Here is a 20,074-nt window from a genome sequence, read left to right on the forward strand (position 1 = left end):
GAATTCCCCTCGGCGGCCCGCCTCAACCGGCCGCGCCCACTCCGCGTACCCCGGCGCCCTCCCGGGAGTCGTCGTGGCCGGCGTACCCGTGGCCGCCGTAGCCGGCCTCGTCGTCGTCCACGGACACGTCCATCCCGAAGCCGTCGGCGTCCTCCGCGGAGTCCGCGTCCTCCGCGTCGTCGGCGTCGTACGCCTCCACGTCGTCGGCCTCGTCGGCGTCGGCCTCGTACGCCTCCACGTCGACGTCGAAGGAGTCGTCGTCCTCCTCGAAGGACGCGTCGCCATCCTCCCCGTCGAGGTCCCAGTCGTGCGCGTCGGGGTCGTAGTCGATCCGCTCGCTGCTCCAGGAGGCCTGGTGCAGTTCGACGCCCGGCACCTCACCCACCAGGGCGAACGGGTCCACGAGGTGGGCCAGGGCCTCCGCCGTGTCGTCGGTCACAGCGGCCTCGGCGCGCACACGTTCGGCGGGCGGCAGGTCGGCGTCGTGCGCGATCCTGGCCAGCGCTTCCTCCGCGACCGCGGCCTCGTCGCCGACCTCGAGGACGAGCTCGACGCGGAGCCGTACAAACCGTGATGTATCCGGTTGATTCATGCCCGGAGCGTACGGCGCCCGGCGCCTGTGACTTTCCTGTGACCCGCGCTGTTCACTAACATCGCACCACACGGCCAATTCGCCAGCGTCGCAAGGGGATCGATATTCCGTGTCATCCGCTCTCCGTCCGTTGCTGACCGCCACCGCGGCGGGCACGCTGCTGTGCGCTCTCTGGTTCGTCCCGTCCGCCAACGCGACGTCGGACGCCCCCTCGGGCAGCCTGACCCCGGCCACCCCCTCCCCCCAGGTCACCGAGCAGGCGAGAGCCGCGTCCGGCGCGAACAACGCCTCCCTGGACAGCCCCGCCGGAAGTCCCCGCCTGGCCGACACGGGCAGCTTCGACAGCACCCCGTACGTCATCGGGGGCACCGCCTTCCTGACCCTCGGCGCCGGATTCGTCGTGTACTCGGTGCGCCGGGAGCGCTTGGGCTTGTGAGACGCCCGGAAGGCTCACCACGAACTTCGAGAGCCTTCCAGGTGCGTGACGGGGTCGTACGTCACGCACCTGACGGACCGTTCAGCGCAGCGGGCCGGTGACCCGCTCGACCGCCTCGACCAGCCGCCCTTCGCGGACGAAGGTCTCCGCCGCCGCCAGATCGGGGGCCAGGTAACGGTCGGGGCCCGGCCCCCGCACCCCCGCCCGGCGCAGCCCGTCGAGCACCGCCCGCGTGGCGGGAGCCGGCTCCATCCCCTCCCGCAGCTCCACCGCCCGTGCGGCGGCGTACAGTTCGACGGCGAGGACCCGGGTGAGGTTGTCGACGGTCGTGCGCAGCTTGCGCGCGGCCGACCAGCCCATGGAGACGTGGTCCTCCTGCATCGCCGACGACGGGATCGAGTCGGCGGAGGCCGGCACGGCGAGCCGCTTCAGCTCTCCGACCAGGGCGGCCTGCGTGTACTGGGCGATCATCAGCCCGGAGTCCACCCCGGGGTCGTCGGCCAGGAAGGGCGGCAGCCCGTGGCTGCGGTTCTTGTCCAGCAGCCGGTCGGTGCGGCGCTCGGCGATGGAGCCCAGGTCGGCGGCGGCGATGGCGAGGAAGTCCAGTACGTAGGCGACCGGTGCGCCGTGGAAGTTGCCGTTGGACTCCACCCTGCCGCCCCCGGAGCCGTACCCGCCGGAGGGGTCCTCGGGCAGGACCACCGGGTTGTCGACGGCGGCGGCGAGTTCGCGCCGGGCGACGGTGCGGGCGTGAGCGAGGGTGTCCCGACCGGCCCCGGCGACCTGGGGCGCGCAGCGCACGGAGTAGGCGTCCTGGACGCGGGGCGCGTCGTCCTGGTGATGCCCCGTCAGCCCCGAACTCTCCAGCACCGCGAGCATGTTGGCGGCGCTGGCGGCCTGCCCCGGGTGCGGGCGGATGGCGTGCAGCTCGGGCGCGAGCACCTTGTCCGTGCCGAGCAGGGCCTCCAGGCTGAGGGCGGCGGTGACGTCGGCGGACTTGTAGAGGGTGTCCAGGTCGGCCAGGGCCATGACCAGCATGCCCAGCATGCCGTCGGTGCCGTTGAGGAGCGCGAGCCCTTCCTTCTCGCGCAGTTCGACGGGCCGGATGCCGTGCTCGGCCAGCAGGTCGCCGGCGGGCCGCACCGTGCCGTCGGGACCTTCGGCGTCCCCCTCGCCCATGAGGGCGAGGGCGCAGTGGGACAGCGGGGCGAGGTCCCCGGAGCAGCCCAGGGAGCCGTAGGCGTGCACGACCGGGGTGATGCCGGCGTTGAGGACGTCGGCCATGGCGCGCGCGACCTCGGGGCGTACCCCGGTGTGGCCGGAGCACAGCGTCTTCAGGCGCAGGAACATCAGGGCGCGGACCACCTCGCGCTCCACCCGCGGCCCCATCCCGGCCGCGTGCGAGCGGACGATGTTGCGTTGCAGCCGGCCGCGCAGTTCCGGGCTGATGTGCCGGGTCGCCAGGGCGCCGAAACCGGTGCTCACGCCGTAGACGGGGTCGGGCTTGGCGGCCAGGGCGTCCACGATCTCCCGGGACGCGGCGAGGGCGGCCACCGCCTCCTCGGACAGCTCGACGCGGGCGCCGCCGCGCGCCACGGCGAGCACGTCGGACTCCGTCACGCCGGAGGGTCCCACCACCACAGTGTGCATATCCATATTCAGGAGCGTACGCAGTGAATTCCACGCTGTCACCCCTGAAAACCCCGACCGCCCCTTACCCGTCGGCTCAGGGCGAATGACGCCCGCGGAACCTGCGCCGCTCCCCGTCGGCGGGCTCGGACGGCTCGTCGGCGAGGCGCACCACGGGATCGTCCGGCCCCTCCCGGCCCGCCACCACCGGATGCCGCGCCCGCTCGGCCTTGGCCCGGTACTGCGCCGCGTCGGCCAGCCGGAACAGCCGCCGGGCGGAGCGCACCGGACCGATCGGGTCCTCGGTGGAGGCGACCCCGCAGGACACACCGTCACCGATGCCCAGTTCCACGGCCCGGCGGCAGACCTCGTCGGCCGCCTTGACCACCTCGTCCGCGGGCGGGCCCACCGCGAGCAGGCAGAACTCGTCGCCGCCGAGGCGCGCCGCCAGGGCCCCGGGGAGCATGGCCCCGCACAGCGACAGCACCATGCCGAAACGTTCCAGCAGCCGGTCGCCGACGGCGTGCCCCAGGGTGTCGTTGACGCGCTTGAGACCGTTCACGTCGCACACCACGAGGCTCACCACGGCGCCGTCCCGGCGGTGCCGCTCGATCGCCTCGTCGAGCCGCGTGTCCACGGCGCGCCGGTTGGCGAGACCGGTCAGCGCGTCGGTGTACGCCAGCCGCCGCGCCTCCTCCAGCCGCTCGGTCTGCGCGATCCCGGCGGCCACCACCGCGGCCAGCACGGTCGCGAACTCCGCGTCGGCCCGCGCGAACACCGGCTGCCCGACCGGGCGGGCCACGTACAGCTCGCCCCAGGCCCGGCCGTGCAGCACGATCGGCGCGACCACGCAGCAGCCCCGCCCGCGCCGCCGCAGCGCGGCGACCCGCTGGTGGCAGTAGCCGGGCCGCCCCTCCGCGGGGCCCTCGGCGGTCTCCACCCAGGCGTCCGGCTCCCCGCCGCCGGCCCACCGCTCGTGCAGGAACTCGGTGATCTCGGCGAACTGGTGCACCGGGTAGGACTCGTCCTCCGGGAACTCCTCCTCGCCCTCGGCGAGCTCCCCGACGTTGACCAGGACCCGCAGCCGTCCTAGGTCGCGTTCCCAGACGGACAGCGCGGCGAAGCTCCCCCCGAGGGCCCGGCAGGCGCCGCAGGCCGCGGCCCGCCACGCCTCCCGCGAGCTGTGCGCGGCGGCCATGCCCTGGGCCAGCGTCACCACGTCCGCCAGCCGGCTGTCCTCACCCATCCCCCCAGGCTAGGGACGTTCGTCCGGAATGGGGAGATTTTCGATGCGAATGGGGATCACCCCGGACGCATCGGCGCAGATCACCGCCGGTACGGTGACCGCTCGGCCGACCACCACCGGCGCGGTGCCCACGACCCCGGGCACCACGGGTGCGGCGTCCGTTCCTCTGGGCGCCACGGGTGCGGCGCCTGCTCCCCGGGCACCACAGAGGCGGCGTCCACTCCCCCGGCCAATTGGGCCGGGGCTTCTCAGCGCCTACTCCCCCGGCCAGTCGGGCCGGCGCTTCTCGTTGAAGGCGGCGACCCCCTCCGCACGGTCGCCGGAGAACGCCACCGACCGCCAGGCCGCGTCCTCGACCTCCAGGCCGGCGGGCAGGTCCAGCCCGTGCCCGAGCCGCAGCGCCTTCTTGGCCGCCCGCAGGCCCACCGGCGAGTTGCCGGCGATCCTGGCCGCCATTCCCAGGGCCTCCTCCCGGTCCCGTCCCTCGTCCACCAACTCGTCCACGAGCCCCAGTTCACGGGCCTCGGCGGCCTCCACCCGGCGCGCCGTGAAGGTCAGCTCCGCGGCCCGCGCCGCCCCCACCCGACGGGGCAGCAGCTGCGTCCCGCCACCTCCCGGGATCACGCCGACGGACACCTCGGGCAGCCCCACCACCGCCGTGCGGTCGGCCACGATCACGTCGCAGGACAGCGCCAGCTCGAACCCGCCCCCCAGGGCGAAGCCGTGCACCGCGGCGACCGTGGGCACGGGCAGCTCCAGCACGCCGGTGTACGCGCCCCGCGCGACCGGACGCTGGCGCACCAGGTCGGCGTCGCTGAAGGAGTTGCGCTCCTTGAGGTCCGCCCCGACGCAGAACGCCCGCTCGTGCGAGGACGTCAGCACCACCGCGCGCACCTCGCGGTCCGCCCCCAGCGCCGCGCAGGCCCCGGCGATGGACCGGGCCATCTCCGTCGAGACGGCGTTCATGGCCTTGGGCCGGTCGAGGACGAGCTCCGCGACATGCCCCTGCTCGTGCCGTCGCACCAGCACGAACTCCCCGAACCGTTCCTCACTCATGACGCCCTCCGGTTAACGCGGGTTAACAACACGGTCGTCCCGATCATCGCAGCCGGAGTCCTCCCGGCAAAGGGCGTGCGGCCGGTTCCCCCGTCACACCCCGCCCACCCGTTCGAGTGACATCCGCGCGACTCCGGTCACCCCGTGGACCACAGCGCCTAACGTGCGCTCCATCGCGACGCGCACGGGGGCGCGTACGCGGGGGGAGGGACGTCATGACAACCACCGCACCGACCGGACCGGCCCGCGGCGCACCGGCGCCGCCCGGCGGGACGCGCCCCCGGGGCCGCCACCGCAAGCCCCGCCGACGCAAGGCCCTGCTCGCCGTGGGCGGCCTGGCCCTGGCCGCGGGCGCCCTGGGCCTCGTCCGGCTGGTGTCGGACCCGGGCGGGGCGGACACCGGTGCGGTGGCGGGCCCGCGTCCCGTACCGGACGGCGCGGCCACCAGCGCCGCGGCGTCCGCTGCCCCGGTCGGCACGACCGCCCCGGCCGCGCCCGACGCCGGCCCGACTTCCCCCACCACCCTCGGCGGCCAGAGCGGTACGCCGGTCACGGCACCGACCGGCCCCCCGCCGACGGCGCCGCCGTCCTCCTCGGCGGCTGCGGGCACCGGCACCTCGCGCACACCCGGCACCCCGGCGGCTCCCCGCGCCCCGGGTGCGCAGGCCACCCCGGCCGCGCCCGGCGCCCCGCCGCCCGAGCCGACCACCGGCCCACCCGCCCGGCCGGCCCCGCCCCCGGCACCCGAGCCCGGCCGCCCCCGCCCGCCCGAACCTCCGTCGCAGCCCGAGCAACCGCAGCCCGCCCCGCCCCGCCCACCGGCGACGAACACCGGGCTGTGCATCCCGCTGCTCAACCTGTGCGTGGGCGGCCTGGGCCTCGACGGCGGGGCGAAGGACTGAGCCGCGGGACGGCGAGGGGGGCGAGCGGGAGGGTCGAGCGGCGAGGGGCCGGCCCCGAGCTGCGGACGGCACGGGCTCGATGACCAGCCGCGGACGATGCACACCGGACGACGAGCAGCGAACGGTGGGGGGACGGATGGGCGCGCGGGGGACGGTGAGGGACGGATGCCGAACCGCGAAGGGCACGCAGGGGACGCTGAGGGACGGATACCGAACCGCGAAGGGCACGCAGGGAAGGAACGGATGACGAGCCGCGCACACCGGGAGCGGAGCGCCGAGGGGCCTCCCCCGGGCCGTCCGCCCGGCACCGGTCCCGGCACGGCCGTCCCCTCCCGGCCGGCCGCCGTCGGCGCTCCCGCAGCGGCCGGGAGCCACCGTCCCGCCGCCGGTCAACCGCCCCGCGCGAGTCCCCGGCATCCCCGAGAGCGGCATAACTCCGAGCGGCATCACCCCGACGGGCATCGCCCCCGAGGGGTGTGCCCCGACGGGTGTTCCGCCGTCGCATCGGGTCTCGCCGCTCAGGACTCCGGCGTCGGTCCGCCCCTGCGGGTGAGCAGCCAGGGTTCCACGACGCCGAGGCCACGCACCGGCCGCTGCCACATCGGCTGGAGCGCGAAGCGGTACGCGGGCGGTTCCTCGCCCTCCTTCTCCGCCGCCGCCGCTGCCTCCGCCGCGGCGGCCTCGGAGGCGGGGGCGTCGCCGGACCGGATCAGTTCCTGGGCGAAGGCGGAGTCCACCAGGACGGCGTCCCGCGGAGCTATCGACGTGAGCCGGGAGGCGAGGTTGACGGTCGTGCCGAAAACGTCGCCCATCCGGGTGGTCACGGTGCCGAAGGCCATGCCGACGCGCAGTTCCGGCATGGTCTCGTCGTTCGCCATGGTGTCGATCAGCCGCAGGGCGATCTCCGCCGCCGTGCCCGCGTCGTCCGCCGCGTACAGCACCTCGTCGCCGAGGGTCTTGATGAGCCGTCCGCCGCGGGCGGCGACGAGGTCGGCGGCGGTGGTCTCGAAGGCCTCGACGAGTTCGCCGAGCTCCTCCTCCTCCATGCGCCGGGTGAGGCGGGTGAAGCCCACCAGGTCCGCGAAGGCGACCGCCAGCCGCCGGTCGACCATCTCCTCGTCGTCCGCGCCCTGGACCACCCGCCCGGCGGACGCGGCGAGCTGCCGCCGCCAGACGTAGACCAGGAACTCCTCCAGCTCGGGCAGGAGCAGCTCGACGATCGGATAGGTGACCTCGGTGCGGGTCATCCCCGGTTCGGGGGGCTCGGTCAGCCCTTCCAGGAAGCTGTCGATCTGCCATTCCGCCAGCCGTGCGGTGGTCTGCCCGGTGGAGCGCGCCACCTGGACGGCCATCGCCTCGCTCAGCAGGCCCGCCTCGACGAGACCGGCCAGCCGGCGCAGCGCCAGCACGTCGGCCTCGGTGAGCGCCTTGGCCTGGCCGACGTCGGCGAAGCCCATCGCCCGCCAGAAGCGCGTCGCCAGTTCCATGGTGACGCCCGCGCTGCGGGCCGCCTGGAAGGGTGTGTAACGCCGCTCGGCGCCGAGAATGAGCTGTTCGAGGCGCAGAGCGAGCGGATCCTCGCCGGAGTCCTGCGCGTCCGCGCCGGAACCCGAGTCGTCGACGGTCACGCGTTGCTGCCCTTCCGATCTGCCACGGCCCTGGATCGACCGGCCTCAACTCTACGGCAGGTGTGCCCCAGCTCACTCCGTTCCGTCACGCCGAGAGGCACCGGCCGGGACGCGCGTGCGGTACGCCGGGAGGCGGGAGGGGCGTTCCGGGCCGGGGAAGCAGTGCGCCCGGAGGCGGGAGCAGCACTCCGGGCCGGGGAAGCGGTAGGCCCGGAGGCGTGAGCCGCACTCCACGCCGGGGAAGCAGTGCGCCGGGAGACGGGTGCGGCACTCCGGCAGGGGGCGGCGGTCCCCCGGGCGCGGGGAGGCGTGCGCCGGTCCCGGGCGCCGCGCCGGAGGGGCGCCCCGCCGCACGGGAGGGTGTGCGCCGCACCGCCGCGGCGACGCCGCGCGCTCACGCGCCCCTGGCCGGACGCAGGTGCACGATGTCGCCCGCGCCGACGGGCTCTTGCAGACCCGCCCCGGTGGCCAGCACCAGCCGTCCGTCGCCGTCGACGGCCATCGCCTCGCCGACCACCGACCGGTCCCCGGGCAGTTCCGCCCGCACCATCCGGCCGAGCGTGGCGCAGCCGGCCGCGTAGGTCTCCTGCAGTCCGCAGGCCGCCGCGTCACCGCCCGCGCGCCGCCACCGCCCGTACCAGTCCTCCAGGGACCGCAGCACGCTCCGCAGCAGCGGGTCGCGGTCGGTGCTCACCGCGCCGGCCAGGGCCAGCGAGCCGGCCTGCGGCACGGGCAGTTCGTCGGCGCGCAGGGAGACGTTGATGCCGACGCCGATGACGACCGCGTCGTCCCCGGCCCGTTCGGCGAGGATGCCGCCGGCCTTGCGTTCCTGGTCGCCGACCGTGACGAGGAGGTCGTTGGGCCATTTCAGGGCCGTGTCCACGCCGGCCGCGCGGGACAGCCCGGTCGCCACCGCGACCCCGGTGAGCAGCGGCAGCCAGCCCCACTGGTGCACGGGCACCTCGGCGGGGCGCAGCAGGACGGAGAAGGAGAGGCCGGAGCGGGGCGGCGCCGTCCACTGCCGGTCCAGGCGGCCCCGTGCCGCGGTCTGCTCCTCGGCGACGAGGACGGTGCCCTCGTCGGCCGTGCCGTCGGCGGCGCGGGCCACCAGGTCGGTGTTGGTGGAGCCGGTGCGCTGCACCACGTCCACCTGCTGCCACAACCCTCCCTCGCGGACCAGCCCGCGGCGCAGGGAGGCGGCCCGGAGCGGTGGCCGGTCCAGGTCGGACCAGCGGTTGCGGGAGGGATCGGAGGCATCGCGCGGCGTCATGCAAGCCACATTAGGTGTGGCAAAGACCGCACTGCTGATGGGTGGGCACCCCACTACCCTTCGAATGAGTAACCGTCCCCCCTTTTGAGCAGGCAGGGAGCCGCATCCCGATGTCCGAGCCGGAAGAGCAGCAGCCTGACATTCGCACGACCGCGGGCAAGCTCGCGGATCTTCGGCGTCGCATCCAGGAGGCGACGCACGCCGGCTCCGCACGCGCCGTCGAGAAGCAGCACGCCAAGGGCAAGTTGACGGCCCGTGAGCGGATCGACCTCCTGCTCGACGAGGGGTCCTTCGTCGAACTGGACGAGTTCGCCCGGCACCGGTCGACCAACTTCGGCCTGGACGCCAACCGTCCCTACGGCGACGGCGTGGTCACCGGGTACGGCACGGTCGACGGCCGCCCGGTCGCCGTGTTCTCGCAGGACTTCACCGTCTTCGGCGGGGCCCTCGGCGAGGTCTACGGCCAGAAGATCGTCAAGGTGATGGACTTCGCACTGAAGACCGGCTGCCCGGTCATCGGCATCAACGACTCCGGCGGCGCCCGCATCCAGGAAGGGGTGGCCTCCCTCGGCGCGTACGGCGAGATCTTCCGCCGCAACACCCACGCCTCCGGTGTCATCCCGCAGATCAGCCTGGTCGTCGGCCCGTGCGCAGGCGGCGCGGTGTACTCGCCCGCGATCACCGACTTCACGGTCATGGTCGACCAGACCAGTCACATGTTCATCACCGGCCCGGACGTCATCAAGACGGTCACCGGCGAGGACGTGGGCTTCGAGGAACTGGGCGGCGCCCGCACCCACAACACCACCTCGGGCGTGGCGCACCACATGGCCGGGGACGAGAAGGACGCCATCGAGTACGTCAAGCAGCTGCTGTCGTACCTGCCGTCCAACAACCTCTCCGAGCCGCCGGTCTACCCGGAGGAGGCCGACCTCACGGTCACCGACGAGGACCGCGAGCTGGACACGATCGTCCCGGACAGCGCGAACCAGCCGTACAACATGCACACCGTCATCGAGCACATCCTCGACGACCAGGAGTTCTTCGAGACGCAGCCGCTGTTCGCGCCGAACATCGTCACCGGGTACGGCCGGGTGGAGGGCCACCCGGTCGGCATCGTGGCCAACCAGCCGATGCAGTTCGCCGGCTGCCTCGACATCACGGCCTCCGAGAAGGCGGCCCGCTTCGTGCGGACCTGCGACGCCTTCAACATCCCAGTGCTGACCTTCGTCGACGTGCCGGGCTTCCTGCCGGGCGTGGACCAGGAGCACGACGGCATCATCCGCCGCGGCGCCAAGCTGATCTTCGCCTACGCGGAGGCCACCGTCCCGCTGATCACGGTGATCACCCGCAAGGCGTTCGGCGGCGCCTACGACGTGATGGGCTCCAAGCACCTGGGCGCCGACCTCAACCTGGCCTGGCCGACCGCGCAGATCGCGGTGATGGGCGCGCAGGGCGCCGTCAACATCCTGCACCGCCGCACCATCGCCGAATCGGACGACACCGAGGCCACGCGCGCCCGGTTGATGCAGGAGTACGAGGACGCGCTGCTCAACCCGTACGTGGCGGCCGAGCGCGGGTACGTCGACGCGGTGATCATGCCGTCCGACACCCGTCGGCACATCGTGCGGGGGCTGCGCCAGCTGCGCACCAAGCGGGAGTCCCTGCCGCCGAAGAAGCACGGCAACATCCCGCTGTGACCACCCCCGCCGACCCCTTGGAGGCCACCGTGATGATCAAGGTCGTCCGGGGCAACCCGACCCCGGAGGAGCTGGCCGCCGCACTGGCGGTGGTACGGGCCCGCGCCGCGGCGGCGTCCGCCACGCCGTCCGGCGCGCCCGGTCCCCGCGACTCCTGGTCCGACCCGTCCCGCATCGCCGCCCACCGGCTCCCGCAGCCCGGCCCGGCGACCTGGGCCCGGACCTTCTGGCCGGGCTGAGCGGGACCCTCCCCGGCCCCGCACGCCGTCCCCACCCGTACGGGCTCCGTCCGAGCCCCGGACGGGCGGGGGCGCCGGGGCTGCCCGCGCGCGCCCGTCCGCTCGGGGCTGCCCGCGCGGGCCCTCCGGACGGACCGCTTCCGTACTTGAGTACCCGTACTCAGGCACCGGCAGGGTGCCGCGTACGACGCTGGAAGCATGCTGTGGTCCGACCCGGAGAACGAGCCGCCCGAGGAACTGCGGGACACGCAGGAGATGCTGCGGCGGCTGGGCGTTCTCATGGCGGTGGCCATGCTGCTGGCGATGCTGGTGATCGGCGTACGGTGACCGGCGTGCGCCGACCGGCGGGCAGCGTCCGTGGACAGTGACGCAGTGACGCAGTGACCCGCGGGCGGTGACCGCCCGCCGTCCGCCTGCGCCCCCGCCCCGGGCCTCGCGTCAGGCCCCCGCCCCCGGTCCTCACGTGAGGCGTGCGGCCCGCGCCGGGGACTGCGCGTGAGGCGTACGGGGCGTCGCCGATACGCTGAACGCATGACAGACCAGCCGCGCCGCCGACTCGTGCTCGCCTCCCAGTCACCCGCCCGGCTCGGACTGCTCCGGCAGGCCGGACTCGACCCCGAGGTGATCGTCAGCGGGGTCGACGAGGACGCCGTCAGCGCCCCCACCCCGGCCGAACTCGCCCTGGCCCTCGCCGAGGCGAAGGCGTCCGTGGTGTCGGCGAAGCCCGAGGTCAAGGGCGCGCTGGTGATCGGCTGCGACTCGGTGCTGGAGCTGGACGGCCACGCCCTGGGCAAGCCCGCCGACGCCGAGGAGGCCACCGCGCGCTGGAAGGCGATGCGGGGCCGCGCGGGCACCCTCCAGACCGGCCACTGCGTCTACGACACCGTCAGCGGCCGCTACACCTCCGGCACCGCTTCCACGGTGGTCCGCTTCGGCGAGCCCAGCGACGCGGAGATCGCCGCCTACGTCGCCACGGGCGAACCGCTGCGCGTGGCCGGGGCGTTCACCCTGGACGGCAGGTCGGCACCGTTCATCGACGGCATCGACGGCGACCACGGCAACGTGATCGGCATCAGCCTGCCGCTGATGCGCCGCCTGCTGGCCGGCCTGGGCGTCGGCATCACGGAGCTGTGGGCGCGGCCGGAGGCGTGACCGGCGCCCCGCCGTCCCCCGCGGGTCCGTGGCGCGGGGCGCCGCCCTCCGGGGGGCCGTCCTGCGGTGTGCCCGGGGTGCCGTCCTGCGGGTCGGGGGTCCGGTGGGGTGCGGCGGAGGGCCCGGGACGGTCGTACGTCATCAGCAGCAGCACGATGAGGCCGAGCACCACCACCAGGTAGACGAACGCGGACGGGCCGACCAGCCCCCAGGCGAACGCGGCCAGCAGCCCGTGCACCACGGCGGCGCTGATCAGCAGGACCCGGCCGAGTCCGGCCGGAGCCCGGTCGCGCACCCCCACCAGCAGGGCCACCAGGGCACAGAACGCGAAGTAGAGCCCGAAGACGACGGCGCCCACCTTCGAGGACACCGACATCATGTGCGGGTCGAGGCCCGCCAGCGACATGTCCTGCCGGTCCACGACGACGCCGAGGAACCAGTTCACCGCCGCGACGCCGAACGCCTCGACGAGAAGCACCAACGCCACCAGCCACGCCACCGGTCTGCGGACCACCGGCCCCACCCACTTTCGAGCACGCCTGTGCGGTTACCCCGAGTACGTTCGGGTCGAACGCAGGCTACTAACGGGTAAACCTCGGTACAAGGGGCCGGGGGCGGGCAAAGAATCATTGGGCCATTCGTAGGGACTCCACAAAGAAACCGAGTGGGGCGCAGCACGCTCTCACAGAGACCTTGACCACATACGAGGGCTAGGGTTTTCCGGAGGGAGCCCTGTGTGCCGCGGTGCGACAAGGGATTTCGCCCCTCGAGCGAGCCTCGGGTCACGCTCCGTGTGGGGAAGCTCACCATTGGGGACGGGTCGAAGTGCCGTGTCGGCAGTCCCTAAACTCGGCTTGTTTCAAGGAGGGAGCCTCAATCGTGCGCAAGGTGCTCATCGCCAACCGTGGCGAAATCGCTGTCCGCGTGGCCCGGGCCTGCCGGGATGCCGGAATCGCGAGCGTTGCCGTCTACGCCGACCCGGACCGGGACGCTCTGCATGTCCGCGCCGCGGATGAGGCGTTCGCCCTGGGCGGTGACACACCCGCCACCAGCTACCTCGACTTCGACAAGGTGCTGGGCGCCGCGCGCGAGTCCGGTGCGGACGCCGTCCACCCGGGCTACGGCTTCCTCTCCGAGAACGCGGACTTCGCCCAGGCCGTGCTCGACGCGGGCCTGATCTGGATCGGCCCGCCCCCGCAGGCGATCCGCGACCTCGGTGACAAGGTCGCCGCCCGGCACATCGCCCAGCGCGCCGGCGCCCCGCTGGTGGCCGGAACGCCGGACCCGGTCTCGGGCGCCGACGAGGTGGTCGCCTTCGCCGAGGAGCACGGCCTCCCGATCGCCATCAAGGCCGCGTTCGGCGGTGGCGGCCGCGGCCTGAAGGTCGCCCGCACGCTGGAGGAGGTCCCGGAGCTGTACGACTCGGCGGTGCGCGAGGCGGTGGCCGCCTTCGGCCGCGGCGAGTGCTTCGTCGAGCGCTACCTGGACAAGCCCCGGCACGTGGAGACCCAGTGCCTGGCGGACCGCCACGGCAACGTGGTCGTCGTCTCCACCCGTGACTGCTCCCTGCAGCGCCGCCACCAGAAGCTGGTCGAGGAGGCCCCGGCGCCCTTCCTGTCCGACGAGCAGGTCGCCGAGCTGTACGCGGCGTCCAAGGCCATCCTGAAGGAGGCCGGCTACGTCGGCGCCGGCACGGTGGAGTTCCTGGTCGGCTCCGACGGCACGATCTCCTTCCTGGAGGTCAACACCCGCCTCCAGGTGGAGCACCCGGTCACCGAGGAGGTCGCCGGCATCGACCTGGTGCGCGAGATGTTCCGCATCGCCGACGGCGAGGAGCTCGGTTACGACGACCCGCCGCTGCGGGGTCACTCCTTCGAGTTCCGCATCAACGGTGAGGACCCGGGCCGGGGCTTCCTCCCCGCCCCCGGCACCGTGACCGCGTTCGCCCCGCCGTCGGGTCCGGGCGTCCGCCTGGACGCGGGCGTGGAGTCCGGCTCGGTCATCGGCCCGGCCTGGGACTCCCTGCTGGCGAAGCTCATCGTCACCGGCCGCACCCGTGAGGAGGCGCTGCGACGTGCCTCCCGTGCCCTGGAGGAGTTCCGGGTCGAGGGCATGGCCACCGCCATCCCGTTCCACCGCGCGGTGGTCAAGGACCCGGCGTTCGCCCCCGAGCTGACCGGCTCCAGCGAGCCGTTCACGGTCCACACCCGCTGGATCGAGACCGAGTTCGTCAACGACATCAAGCCCTTCGCCGCCGCCGTGGACGCCGAGGCGGACGAGGACTCGGGCCGGGAGACGGTCGTCGTCGAGGTCGGCGGCAAGCGCCTGGAGGTCTCCCTCCCGGCCTCGCTCGGCATGTCCCTGGCCCGTACGGGGCTGGCGGCGGGCGCCAAGCCGAAGCGCCGCGCGGCCAAGAAGTCCGGTCCCGTCGCCTCCGGTGACACCCTCGCCTCGCCGATGCAGGGCACGATCGTGAAGGTCGCCGTGGAGGAGGGCCAGGAGGTCAAGGAGGGCGACCTGGTCGTCGTCCTGGAGGCCATGAAGATGGAGCAGCCCCTCAACGCCCACCGGTCCGGCACCATCAAGGGCCTGAGCGCGGAGATCGGCGCGTCGGTGACGTCCGGCGCGACCATCTGCGAGATCAAGGACTGATCGCGAGATCGCCGACTGTGGTCCAGCGGAGATCACGGTCAGCGCTCTCCTCGATCTGCTCGATCTCAGAGGTCTCGGAGATCGGGAAGATCGGGAAGATCGAGGAGAGCGAGCGAATCGAGGAGATCGAGGACTGAGCGTCCGAGACCGGAGCCGTACCGGAGCCGTACCGGGGCCGGTCTCTCCCGCACTCGTCCGCCCGCGCCCGGCAGAGCGTCAGGAACTGCCGGGCGCGGGCGTGTTCATGGGCGGTGCCGGAGCGTTCCGGCACACCGGGGGCGACACCGCCCCGCTGGAGGACCGCGCGGCGTGGTGCGGGACCGTGCGGTGGTGCGGCTGGTGCGGGGACGTTGCCGTTCACGCGCGGGGCGGCATGGGGGCGGGTGACGGTACCCGTGCCGGGCGCCATGCCGACCGTCTGCGCGACGCGGTCACTCGGTCCTGCCTCAGGTGCCTCCGGCGGGCGCGCTGTCCCCGTCGGGCGGCGCCGTCGGTCCGGGCACTGTGCGCCCTCCGCGACACCGGCCTCGCCCGCACCCGGGGCGTCACCGCGTCAGGGCACCGCGCCCGCCCGGCACGGCCCCTGCCCGCACCCGTCCGGGACCCTCACCGCGCCCGCGTCCCGGTCACCGCCACCGCTCCGGTCACCGTCGGCGGAGGTCCGCAACCCGGGCGCGTTCCGGCTGGTCGGCGCCCATGGGGACCGTCGAGCGGAGGCCGGGGCCCTGACGGCGCGGCCCGGGAAGGGGTACGTCCCGGCGCTGCCGGCGCGTCGGGACGCCGTCACCCCCCTGGGCCGACGAGCCCCCGGGAGCCCCGGCGACGGCGATCTGCACGCCCTGGTCGGCGAGTGCCTGGAGCTCGGTGCCCGCACGGTCGTCGTGGGCGGGCGGTTCGTCGGTGACGAGGCGGGTGATGAGGTCCGTCGGCACGGTCTGGAACATGGTGTCGGTGCCCAGCTTGGTGTGGTCGGCGAGGACCACCACCTCGGCCGCGGCCTGCACCAGCGCCCGGTCGACGGAGGCCGAGAGCATGTTGGACGTGGACAGCCCGCGCTCGGCGGTCAGACCGCTCCCCGAGAGGAAGGCCCGGGACACCCGCAGCCCCTGGAGGGACTGCTCGGCACCGCTGCCCACCAGGGCGTAGTTGGAGCCGCGGAGCGTGCCGCCGGTCATCACGACCTCGACCCGGTTGGCGTGGGCCAGCGCCTGGGCCACCAGCAGGGAGTTGGTGACCACGGTCAGGCCCGGCACCCGGGCGAGCCGACGGGCCAGCTCCTGTGTGGTGGTGCCCGCACCGACCACGACGGCCTCGCCCTCTTCCACGAAGTTCGCGGCGAGGTCGGCGATCGCGGTCTTCTCGGCGGTCGCGAGATGGGACTTCTGCGGGAAACCGGACTCTCGCGTGAAACCGCCCGGCAGTACCGCACCGCCGTGCCGGCGGTCGAGGAGTCCTTCTGCCTCCAGCGCGCGCACGTCCCGCCGTACGGTCACTTCGGAGGTCTGGACGACGCGGGCGAGTTCACGGAGCGACACGGCCCCGTTCGCTCGCACCATTTCGAGGATCAATTGGCGACGTTCTGCAGCGAACACGAAACTGACAGTAACGCCGACGACCGTCTGCTTTCAGCAGTTTGCGCTGAATAGCAGAAGTTGTTCGCACACCACCCGGGCAAGTGGTATAAGGCCTAGGCCGCCCGCATGGTCACCACCGGACCGTCAACTCCCCGCCGAGGGCGGGGAGTCAGCTCGGCCGTCCCGGCGGAGGATCAGCCCGCGCCGTCCGCCTTGCGGGTGTGCAGCTGCCGGGCGACCTCGGCGATCGACCCGGACAACGAGGGGTAGACGGTGAAGGCGTTCGCGATCTGTTCCACCGTCAGGTTGTTGTCCACCGCCAGCGAGATGGGGTGGATCAGCTCGGACGCGCGGGGCGCCACCACCACACCGCCGACCACGATCCCGGTGCCCGGGCGGCAGAAGATCTTGACGAAGCCGTCGCGGATGCCCTGCATCTTGGCGCGCGGGTTGCGCAGCAGCGGCAGCTTCACCACCCGCGCGTCGATCTTCCCGCCGTCGACGTCGGCCTGGGTGTAGCCGACGGTGGCGATCTCGGGGTCGGTGAAGACGTTCGAGGAGACCGCCTTCAGGTTCAGCGGGGCGACCGCGTCGCCCAGGAAGTGGTACATCGCGATGCGCCCCTGCATCGCCGCCACCGACGCCAGCGCGAACACGCCGGTGACGTCGCCGGCCGCGTACACGCCCGGAGCGGTGGTCCGGGACACCTTGTCGGTCCAGATGTGGCCCGAGTCCCGCAGCCGGACCCCGGCCTCCTCCAGGCCCATGCCCGCGGAGTTCGGGACGGCGCCGACGGCCATCAGGCAGTGCGAGCCGGTGATGACCCGCCCGTCGGCGAGGGTGACCTCCACCCGGTCGCCGACCCGCTTGGCGGAGGCCGCGCGCGAGCGCGCCATCACGTTCATCCCGCGGCGCCGGAACACGTCCTCCAGCACGGCCGCCGCGTCCGGGTCCTCACCGGGCAGCACGCGGTCGCGCGAGGACACCAGGGTCACCCGGGAGCCGAGCGCCTGGTAGGCGCCGGCGAACTCGGCACCGGTCACACCGGAGCCGACCACGATCAGTTCCTCGGGCAGCTCGGTCAGGTCGTAGACCTGGGTCCAGTTCAGGATCCGCTCGCCGTCGGGGCGGGCGTCGGGGAGTTCCCGGGGGTGGCCGCCGGTTGCGATCAGGACCGCGTCCGCGGTGAGCGTCTCCTCGGTGCCGTCGGCGGCGCGCACCACGACCTTGCGGGAGCCGTCGAGGGCCTGCATGCCCTCCAGCCGGCCCCGCCCGCGCAGCACGCGGGCACCGGCCCGGGTCACGGACGCGGCGATGTCGTGCGACTGGGCGAGCGCCAGCCGCTTCACCCGGCGGTTGACCTTGCCCAGGTCCACGCCGACCACCCGGGCGGCCTGCTCGATGTGGGGGGTGTCGTCGGCGACGATGATGCCCAGTTCCTCGTAGGAGGAGTCGAAGGTCGTCATCACCTCCGCCGTGGCGATGAGGGTCTTGGACGGCACGCAGTCGGTCAGCACCGACGCACCGCCCAGGCCGTCGGCATCGACGACGGTCACCTCCGCGCCGAGCTGCGCGGCGACCAGCGCCGCTTCGTATCCGCCGGGTCCGCCACCGATGATCACGATCCGAGTCACGTACTCCATTGTCCCGCACACCTCACCGTGCGACCGCCCGGGGGCCCGGGTGCGGTCCCGGGTGCCGCCCCCGGGGGCTCCCCGTGCGGCTCCCCGTTGCGCCAGGGGCCCGTGGGACCGCTGCCGTACGCTCTTTCCATGTCGCTCTACGCCGCGTACGCCGGCAACCTCGACGCGCGGCTGATGTCCCGCCGCGCCCCGCACTCGCCGCTGCGCGCCACCGGGTGGCTCAACGGGTGGCGGCTGACGTTCGGGGGCGAGCAGATCGGCTGGGACGGCGCGCTGGCGACCCTGGTCGAGGACCCGCTGGCCCAGGTCTTCGTGGCGCTGTACGACATCGCGCCGATGGACGAGGAGTCCCTGGACCGCTGGGAGGGCTCCGGGATGGGCATCTACCGCCGCACCCGGGTGCGCGTCCACACCCTGGACGGCGAGGAGAACGCCTGGACGTACGTCCTGAACGCCTACGAGGGCGGCCTGCCCTCGGCCCGCTACCTGGGCGAGATCGCCGACGCGGCGGAGTCCGCGGGCGCCCCGCACGACTACGTGATGCAGCTGCGCAAGCGGCCCTGTTAGACGACTGCGCAAGCGGCCCTGTTGGACGGCGGTCCCGGACGCGCCGGGCGTGCGCGCCGGCGCCCGGGCGTCGGAGCGCCCCGGTCGGTCGGGCGCGCGCCCCGGGCCTCGGGCGGCCGAGGTACCCCGGTGCGGCCGGGTCCGCGCCGGGCCGACGCACCGTTCCGCTGTGCGGGGCATCGCACCGCCACCCCGGCCGGACCCCTCGCCCCCGTCCACCCCGCGGTGACCGGGGTTCGCCATTCGGGCGACCGGCCCGAGCGACCGGCTCCCCCTCCCGCTCCCCGCCGGTTCCCGGCCATCCCTCACGGCTCCCCCACCGGGTCCCCGCCGTGTCCCCGCCGTGTCCCTCACCTGGTCCCGGCCTCCGGCGGGCCCCTTCCTGTCGGAAACGACAAGACAACGATCGCCACCCCGTGAGCTTTCACATCTACGCGCGTAGGCGAAGACCGGCTACTCTCGTGCGGGTGAACGCTTCTCTTCTTCCGGACGACATCCAGGGCGACCCGTACGCCGCAGCCGACGCCGCCGCCGCGCGCCTGCGCGAACTGACGGGCGCCGAGACCCACGACGTCGCCCTCGTGATGGGCTCCGGCTGGGCTCCGGCCGTCGACGCCCTCGGCGAGCCCGACGCGGAGTTCCAGGTCACCGAGCTGCCCGGCTTCCCGCCCCCGGCGGTGGAGGGGCACGGAGGCAAGATCCGCTCGTACCGCGTGGGCAGCAAGCGCGCCCTGGTCTTCCTGGGCCGCACCCACTACTACGAGGGCCGCGGCGTCGCCCCCGTGGCGCACGGCGTGCGCACCGCCGTGGCGGCCGGCGCCAAGACGGTCGTCCTGACCAACGGCTGCGGCGGCCTGCGCGAGGGCATGCGCCCCGGTCAGCCGGTCCTGATCAGCGACCACATCAACCTCACCGCCACCTCCCCCATCGTCGGCGCCAACTTCGTCGACCTCACCGATCTCTACTCGCCGCGCCTGCGCGCCCTGTGCAAGGAGATCGACCCCACGCTGGAGGAGGGCGTCTACGCCCAGTTCCCCGGCCCGCACTACGAGACCCCGGCCGAGATCCGCATGGCCCGGGTCATCGGTGCGGACCTGGTGGGCATGTCGACGGTGCTGGAGGCCATCGCCGCCCGTGAGGCCGGCGCCGAGATCCTGGGCATCTCGCTGGTCACCAACCTGGCCGCGGGCATGACCGGCGAACCCCTCAACCACGAGGAGGTCCTCCAGGCCGGGCGCGACTCCGCCACCCGTATGGGGGCCCTGCTGACCCAGGTCCTGGGCCGCCTGTAAACGGCCCACGCGGTGTCGGACGCGAGGTGCCGCCCGCCGGGCGGCACGGGATCCGGGGCGCGGACCTCCCGTACCGGGTGCCGAGCCCGGCCCATGGGGCATCGGACCTCGGGTGCTCGGACCCCGGGAGCGTGGACCGGCGGCCGGCGGTGACGGCCGGAGCCCCGTCGGGCGGCCCTGTGCCGCCCCGCCCGCACCGGTCGCACGCCCGCCGTCGCGCCCACCGGCGCCGGTGCGAGCGTGCCCCTGGCCGTACCCGGCCGTCCCCGGCTGCTCCCCGCACCTCCGGTCGTCCCGGACGGGCGGCCAGGTGGGCGGGTCTACGGGGTGGGCGGGTCGACGGGTGGGCAGGCCGACGGTGGCCGGGTCAACAGGTGGCCGTACCCGAACTCCGCAGACCGGAGCCACCGCACCGGCCCCGCGCCGTGAGGCGGCCGGGTCCCCGTCCACGGGCCACACCCACCGGCCCCGCCGATCCCCGCCCCGACCGCGCACC

General features: G+C 74.0%; 19 protein-coding genes. 9 read left to right on the forward strand and 10 right to left on the reverse strand.

Features of this window, described 5'->3' with window-relative positions:
- Nucleotides 1–22 precede the first annotated feature (22 nt).
- The gene (locus tag AC02VZ_RS17245; RefSeq protein WP_476475796.1) at nucleotides 23–592 is read right to left on the reverse strand and encodes a hypothetical protein; all 570 of its coding nucleotides are present in this window, start codon (nucleotides 590–592) and stop codon (nucleotides 23–25) included.
- Nucleotides 593–701: 109 nt separating this feature from the next.
- Between AC02VZ_RS17245 and AC02VZ_RS17250 the strand changes: the two genes are divergently transcribed.
- The gene (locus tag AC02VZ_RS17250; RefSeq protein ID WP_476475797.1) at nucleotides 702–1,028 is read left to right on the forward strand and encodes a hypothetical protein; all 327 of its coding nucleotides are present in this window, start codon (nucleotides 702–704) and stop codon (nucleotides 1,026–1,028) included.
- A gap of 81 nt (nucleotides 1,029–1,109) precedes the next feature.
- Here AC02VZ_RS17250 and hutH read toward each other — a convergent pair whose 3' ends face one another.
- The 3 genes from hutH to AC02VZ_RS17265 all read right to left on the reverse strand — a co-directional run bounded on the left by hutH (nucleotide 1,110) and on the right by AC02VZ_RS17265 (nucleotide 4,959).
- Nucleotides 1,110–2,678, reverse strand: a complete 1,569-nt coding sequence (gene hutH / locus AC02VZ_RS17255; RefSeq protein WP_476475823.1) for a histidine ammonia-lyase — start codon at nucleotides 2,676–2,678, stop codon at nucleotides 1,110–1,112.
- Between the two features lie 76 nt (nucleotides 2,679–2,754).
- Nucleotides 2,755–3,903: a GGDEF domain-containing protein gene (locus AC02VZ_RS17260; RefSeq protein WP_476475798.1), complete on the reverse strand. Its 1,149-nt coding sequence runs from the start codon at nucleotides 3,901–3,903 to the stop codon at nucleotides 2,755–2,757.
- Between the two features lie 255 nt (nucleotides 3,904–4,158).
- Nucleotides 4,159–4,959, reverse strand: a complete 801-nt coding sequence (locus tag AC02VZ_RS17265; protein ID WP_432056913.1) for an enoyl-CoA hydratase/isomerase family protein — start codon at nucleotides 4,957–4,959, stop codon at nucleotides 4,159–4,161.
- Nucleotides 4,960–5,174: 215 nt separating this feature from the next.
- On the opposite strand from AC02VZ_RS17265, the gene AC02VZ_RS17270 reads away from it, so the two are divergent.
- Entirely contained in the window at nucleotides 5,175–5,861 is a 687-nt protein-coding gene (locus tag AC02VZ_RS17270) for a hypothetical protein (RefSeq protein WP_432056914.1), read from the forward strand.
- 518 nt (nucleotides 5,862–6,379) lie between these two features.
- Here AC02VZ_RS17270 and AC02VZ_RS17275 read toward each other — a convergent pair.
- Together AC02VZ_RS17275 and AC02VZ_RS17280 are read right to left on the reverse strand one after the other, a co-directional pair.
- Nucleotides 6,380–7,489 carry an adenylate/guanylate cyclase domain-containing protein gene (locus AC02VZ_RS17275; protein ID WP_432056915.1) on the reverse strand — a complete coding sequence of 370 codons (1,110 nt, stop codon included), beginning with the start codon at nucleotides 7,487–7,489 and terminating at the stop codon, nucleotides 6,380–6,382.
- Nucleotides 7,490–7,883: 394 nt separating this feature from the next.
- Nucleotides 7,884–8,759: a biotin--[acetyl-CoA-carboxylase] ligase gene (locus AC02VZ_RS17280; RefSeq protein ID WP_432056916.1), complete on the reverse strand. Its 876-nt coding sequence runs from the start codon at nucleotides 8,757–8,759 to the stop codon at nucleotides 7,884–7,886.
- A gap of 110 nt (nucleotides 8,760–8,869) precedes the next feature.
- Between AC02VZ_RS17280 and AC02VZ_RS17285 the strand changes: the two genes are divergently transcribed.
- The 4 genes from AC02VZ_RS17285 to AC02VZ_RS17300 all read left to right on the forward strand — a co-directional run bounded on the left by AC02VZ_RS17285 (nucleotide 8,870) and on the right by AC02VZ_RS17300 (nucleotide 11,850).
- Complete coding sequence (locus AC02VZ_RS17285; RefSeq protein ID WP_432056917.1) at nucleotides 8,870–10,459, forward strand: acyl-CoA carboxylase subunit beta; 1,590 nt, start codon at nucleotides 8,870–8,872, stop codon at nucleotides 10,457–10,459.
- A 29-nt stretch (nucleotides 10,460–10,488) separates the two neighbouring features.
- Nucleotides 10,489–10,698, forward strand: a complete 210-nt coding sequence (locus AC02VZ_RS17290; RefSeq protein WP_362092514.1) for an acyl-CoA carboxylase epsilon subunit — start codon at nucleotides 10,489–10,491, stop codon at nucleotides 10,696–10,698.
- A gap of 198 nt (nucleotides 10,699–10,896) precedes the next feature.
- Nucleotides 10,897–11,025, forward strand: coding sequence for a morphogenic membrane protein MmpB (mmpB, locus tag AC02VZ_RS17295; RefSeq protein ID WP_432056918.1), 129 nt, complete (start codon nucleotides 10,897–10,899; stop codon nucleotides 11,023–11,025).
- 204 nt (nucleotides 11,026–11,229) lie between these two features.
- The gene (locus AC02VZ_RS17300) at nucleotides 11,230–11,850 is read left to right on the forward strand and encodes a Maf family protein (RefSeq protein WP_432056919.1); all 621 of its coding nucleotides are present in this window, start codon (nucleotides 11,230–11,232) and stop codon (nucleotides 11,848–11,850) included.
- Here the strand turns inward: AC02VZ_RS17300 and AC02VZ_RS17305 are convergent.
- Nucleotides 11,819–12,373: a hypothetical protein gene (locus tag AC02VZ_RS17305; protein ID WP_432056920.1), complete on the reverse strand. Its 555-nt coding sequence runs from the start codon at nucleotides 12,371–12,373 to the stop codon at nucleotides 11,819–11,821. The genes AC02VZ_RS17300 and AC02VZ_RS17305 overlap by 32 nt on opposite strands.
- A 356-nt stretch (nucleotides 12,374–12,729) precedes the next feature.
- Between AC02VZ_RS17305 and AC02VZ_RS17310 the strand changes: the two genes are divergently transcribed.
- The gene (locus AC02VZ_RS17310; RefSeq protein ID WP_476475799.1) at nucleotides 12,730–14,502 is read left to right on the forward strand and encodes an acetyl/propionyl/methylcrotonyl-CoA carboxylase subunit alpha; all 1,773 of its coding nucleotides are present in this window, start codon (nucleotides 12,730–12,732) and stop codon (nucleotides 14,500–14,502) included.
- Here AC02VZ_RS17310 and AC02VZ_RS17315 read toward each other — a convergent pair.
- From AC02VZ_RS17315 to AC02VZ_RS17325, 3 genes are all read right to left on the reverse strand, one after another.
- Nucleotides 14,492–14,911, reverse strand: coding sequence for a hypothetical protein (locus AC02VZ_RS17315; protein ID WP_476475800.1), 420 nt, complete (start codon nucleotides 14,909–14,911; stop codon nucleotides 14,492–14,494). The two genes, AC02VZ_RS17310 and AC02VZ_RS17315, sit on opposite strands and share 11 nt — an antisense overlap.
- Nucleotides 14,912–15,146: 235 nt before the next feature.
- Nucleotides 15,147–16,094 (reverse strand): DeoR/GlpR family DNA-binding transcription regulator, encoded by a 948-nt coding sequence (locus AC02VZ_RS17320; RefSeq protein WP_432056923.1) that lies wholly within the window; start codon nucleotides 16,092–16,094, stop codon nucleotides 15,147–15,149.
- 176 nt (nucleotides 16,095–16,270) lie between these two features.
- Entirely contained in the window at nucleotides 16,271–17,719 is a 1,449-nt protein-coding gene (locus AC02VZ_RS17325; protein ID WP_432056924.1) for an NAD(P)H-quinone dehydrogenase, read from the reverse strand.
- A gap of 129 nt (nucleotides 17,720–17,848) precedes the next feature.
- Here AC02VZ_RS17325 and AC02VZ_RS17330 point away from each other — a divergent pair, with 129 nt between their 5' ends.
- Nucleotides 17,849–18,286: a gamma-glutamylcyclotransferase family protein gene (locus AC02VZ_RS17330; protein WP_432056925.1), complete on the forward strand. Its 438-nt coding sequence runs from the start codon at nucleotides 17,849–17,851 to the stop codon at nucleotides 18,284–18,286.
- Between the two features lie 467 nt (nucleotides 18,287–18,753).
- Nucleotides 18,754–19,578, forward strand: coding sequence for a purine-nucleoside phosphorylase (locus tag AC02VZ_RS17335; RefSeq protein WP_362090914.1), 825 nt, complete (start codon nucleotides 18,754–18,756; stop codon nucleotides 19,576–19,578).
- The last annotated feature ends 496 nt before the right edge of the window (nucleotides 19,579–20,074 follow it).

Source organism: Streptomyces sp. 3-6, from assembly GCF_056323165.1.